A 225-nucleotide genomic window follows, 5' to 3' on the forward strand; every position below is an offset into this window, starting at 1 on the left:
CTACATCGAGCACGCCCGAGCTTGCGCCGGCGGCGATGGTGATGGTTTTGCCGCTGTCGAGCGTGACGGTGACCGGACCATTTTGCGCGGTGACCGGATTGCCGTTGGCATCGGTCAGCGTGGCGGTGTAAGTGATGGTGCCGTTTTCGTTCACAGTCGGTGTCGCGGTCAAGGTCACCGTGGTGGTGTCGTTGACGTCGCTGACGATGGTGCTGACCGGCGCGG

The 225-nt window shown here is 63.6% G+C and carries 1 protein-coding gene; it reads right to left on the minus strand.

The window, feature by feature from the left end:
• Positions 1 to 225 (minus strand): immunoglobulin-like domain-containing protein (locus Q7F16_RS30230; RefSeq protein WP_409557439.1); only part of this gene is annotated, 225 nt, incomplete at both ends.

Origin of the sequence: Pseudomonas sp. Lb2C2 (assembly GCF_052112205.1) — a bacterium.
GTDB classification, from domain to species: Bacteria; Pseudomonadota; Gammaproteobacteria; order Pseudomonadales; family Pseudomonadaceae; genus Aquipseudomonas; species Aquipseudomonas kilonensis.